3 protein-coding genes are annotated in these 3,973 nt (G+C 35.1%); all 3 read right to left on the bottom strand.

Annotated elements, in window-relative coordinates:
* Positions 1-1,750 (bottom strand): DUF3488 domain-containing protein (locus D6734_08405; protein ID RMF94170.1); only part of this gene is annotated, 1,750 nt, incomplete at its 3' end.
* Positions 1,740-2,891 carry a DUF58 domain-containing protein gene (locus D6734_08400; protein ID RMF94169.1) on the bottom strand — a complete coding sequence of 384 codons (1,152 nt, stop codon included), beginning with the start codon at positions 2,889-2,891 and terminating at the stop codon, positions 1,740-1,742. The genes D6734_08405 and D6734_08400, both read right to left, overlap by 11 nt.
* Before the next feature lie 9 nt (positions 2,892-2,900).
* The gene (locus tag D6734_08395) at positions 2,901-3,836 is read right to left on the bottom strand and encodes a MoxR family ATPase (GenBank protein RMF94168.1); all 936 of its coding nucleotides are present in this window, start codon (positions 3,834-3,836) and stop codon (positions 2,901-2,903) included.
* Between the last annotated feature and the right edge of the window lie 137 nt (positions 3,837-3,973).

Raw genomic sequence — 3,973 nt, 5'->3', positions numbered from 1 at the left:
ATTCAACCTTACGGAGAATATTCTCTTTGATTCCTTTTTTAATATTTCCTATCCAATGAAAAGCTTTAAAATTTAACTTTTGTGCGGCTTTAAATTGCATATTCAAATCATAGCCGACAACATACTCGCCCCATCTCATTTTAAGATTATCAATAAAAAGATTTATCGATGAATAGATGTTTTTAAAGGTATTCTCATTTATCGGAGGTGTTGCATCGAGGTATATCCATCCTCCTTTCTCTGGCAAATATATTTCTGTCCAAGCATGAGCATTTTCTTGTCTCACTATATAGTATTTCCCGTAACTGTTCCATTCAGCACCATAAAAGCCATTCACATAGCGAGCAGGGATACCAGCGGCCCTGCACATAATGGTAAGTGCTGTTGCGAAATATTCACAGTGGCCTTTTTTAGTTTTGAATAAAAACGCATACAGAGGGTCATCTTCATCAAAGAGTTCATTTTTTCTTGTATATTGGAAATTATTCAATAAGTAATTCCTGATTAAAATTGCCTTTTCATAACTATTTCTTCCCTTCTCTGCAATATATGATGCAAGCTTTTTGATTTCCCTATTTATTCCTTGAAGATCGAGATAATGATGTTTCTCAATGTCTGACAATTTTTTGGCAGGCAAAAGATTATCCATTTTGCTCACAACATCATAGTTAATAAGATAATAGTGTGGCCAAGGCGTGAAAAGTGATAATGAATTATCTGCAATTATACCGCCATATCCACCTGAAATATTTGAAAGGGACACAGGCCTGTAAAGAGAAAACATAGCATCAGATCCGGAAAGCGAAAGAGATATGTTCTGCCTTATTACGGATTTATCATTTAAGTATTTTGAATTGGCAAATTCTATTTTTCCAAAATAAGAGCGCTTATAATAGCGATTAAACATCTTGCTTCTTTCCCACTTATTGTCTCTGAAAAGGTCATAAGCAATGCCCCGCAAACGTATTTCTGATTCAGAAATGCGTTTGTCTGTCTTTATACGCATAACGACAGCCCGGTTTTCCAAAACTTCGCCAATCGAGCCCAACCTTGATTCTTCGCTAAAACCGGCAACTGCAGAGGCAGTGCCTAAACGGCTCAACATAAAACCAAGCCCTATTCTTGGAAGAAAGATAAAGAAAAAAACACTGAAAAATAGAGTCACCGAAAGGGCTGTAATAACTACAAATGAGAAATTATTCTTTTTTACATTTAATGGAAAGGTTTCAAGATTGCATTCTTCCTTTTGTGTAAAAGAAAATGCTTTTAATGTTTTCTTTATCCCATCAGAGCAAATTCTAAAGAGAATCAAAGAATAAATTGTAGAAACAAGATATACTGCGAAAACTATGGAAAAGTAAAAGCTATCGGTAATCGAAGCCGATACTGCTACAATAAGAAAGCTTGCCAAATAAATTTGCCAAATTTTCTTCTCTTCAGAACGATTAAAATATAAGTATATCACATAAAGAATTAGAAAATGTGAAAGAGACAGAGCAAATTTCTTTGAAATGTAGAAATAATCTATGCAAACAAATATGAGGCATATATAAGGAAAAACTTTTGATAGAAATCCTTCTTCGCCAATGTATTCAGCGGTTTTCCTCCAAAAAGTGGCTGTCCATATGGCAGTTGCCGCAAATATAAATAGAAAAATACTCTCCTTTTCAGCAAGGAAAAGGGAATACAAGGCAGATGTCCCCATCAAGGATAATGAAATTTTAAGCTTATTCTGAATGTCAATTCTCATAAGGGTAATATTTTTTTAAAAGCTCTTTATCTTCCATAGAAAAGAAAAATTTTCTATGTCTTCCATCAATATGTTTGGATTTATAAAAGCCTTTTCTCTCATCAGATAAAATGATTACTAAGGAATCTTTAGAGTTTAGGAATAGCTGACTGCTTTCTGCATTGTCTACTTTTTGATTTCTACTTTTGAAGTCCTTGAAATCAAGAGAAGCCAATTTTTCCAGCATATCTGTCATAGCCCCGCAATTGGAATTGTTATTGAATATCACTGCAGTGCCAAAAATTATCTTGAAGTTGAACAAAGATTTCCTTTTAGAAAAAAAATATATCAACGATGCGCAGAGACATAGCGCTGATTCGAAAATCATTTCTTTTTCGCTATCTGTGAATTCATATTTAGAGGAAGGAGTAAGGTCTAAAATCAAATCTACTGTCCCCTCCTTCATTTCTTCATATTCCTTCAACATTGGGTCTTTGTATTTTGCTAAACTTTTCCAATAGATAAGTTTAGGATTATCACCAATTCTATATTCCTTTAATCCAAAAAAATTCTCTTCATTATTTCTCGAGAGTGAAGCTGATAAAAGTTTTGCCCTTCTATATTCCAAACTACTTAATGCAATTTGAGGAATATCCTTGATGGCAGGAAAAACTATTACCTGAGAAGGCACAGAAATAATCTTAGTTTTCTTGAAAAATCCAAAAGGATATTTTGTCTCGATGCAAATTTTATCGACTTGATGAATCCCTCTCCTCTTGAAGCAGCTTTTTACGAAGACATCTTCTTTAGAGAAAGGTTTTAAATATAATATGAATTCTGATGTCTCCATCATTTTTTCATCGGTCAAACTAAGACAGAAGGCTGGAAAGATTTTTTTTTGGTTCTCCACTTTGAAGCCATAAAGAAAGGGTTTGTTACAAAAGACTTTTGGAGAATCTAATCGTCGAACCCTTATCTTGCGTAGAGAGTTTTCAGAAAGTACTCCTGATGTAATTATCAGACTCAACATTGCTGAAAGAAGTAGAAAAAGAATATTTGAACCAGTGTTGATTGCGGCAATACCAATGGCAAGGCAAAGAGCAGTATAGATTTTTCCCTCTTTTGTAAATGTTAGCCTTCTCGACCTTACTGATAATTTCATAAAAGATTTTTATTCCGGCACAGGAATAGATGAGAGAATATCCTTCAATATCTTTGAAGAATTTTCCGTGTCTCCATATAATCCACTGCCTTTTGGAATAATTCTATGGGCAAGCACAGGAACAGTCAATTTTTTGATGTCATCAGGAATACAGTAATTTCGCCCTTCAACGAGAGCATAAGCTTTTACAGCTTTATAAAAAGCAAGATTCCCTCTCGGGCTTACGCCAAGTTCTATTAATTCAGATTTTCGGGTCATATCCGAAATGTTGAGTATGTACTGCACTAAAGACTCGCTTATCAATATGTTTTCTGCATCGTTTTGAAGGGATATGACATCCTCGGGCTTTAATACAGGAGTCAATTCATCGACGATATTCTTGAAGCTATATCCTGTCATTACTTTTGCTTCATCATCGATAGTTGGATAGCCAATGCTTACACGCAAAAGGAATCTGTCAAGTTGTGATTCAGGTAGAGGAAATGTGCCTTCAAACTCAACTGGATTTTGTGTTGCCATTACTACAAATGGATTTGGAAGTTGATATGTGATACCGTCTACTGAAACCTGATAATCATTCATCGCTTCAAGGAGGCTGCTTTGAGTCCTCGGCGTTGCCCTATTAATTTCATCGGCTAACACTATATTTGAGAAAATCGGTCCTTTTCTGAAACTAAAATCTCCATTCTCTTGTTGGAAAACTGATATGCCAATAATATCGCTTGGAAGCATATCGGGGGTAAATTGAATCCTTCTGAATTTGCAGTCTAACGATTTTGCCAATGCCCGCGCAAGTGTAGTTTTTCCAACCCCCGGCACATCTTCTATAAGGATATGCCCCCTTGCAATGAGGCCTGCGACAACGAGCTTAAGACATTCCCTTTTGCCTATGATGGCTTTTTCGAGATTTGAAATCAGATTGTTTATTTTTTCGGAGGAATCCATTTTCTTCTCATCAGTCTGTATTAGCATTTATACCTGAGATTGATACATATTTCAAGAAGGCAGTATTTTGAAGAACACATTGTATTTGTCGGTTTCTTTCTCTATAAAACTTAAAATAACAGAATTTGTGAATGATT

The organism is Candidatus Schekmanbacteria bacterium (assembly GCA_003695725.1).
In the GTDB taxonomy this organism is placed as follows: Bacteria; Schekmanbacteria; GWA2-38-11; order GWA2-38-11; family J061; genus J061.
Note: the sequence above shows the minus strand (reverse complement) of the source record. Positions and strands in the feature narration are given on the sequence as shown.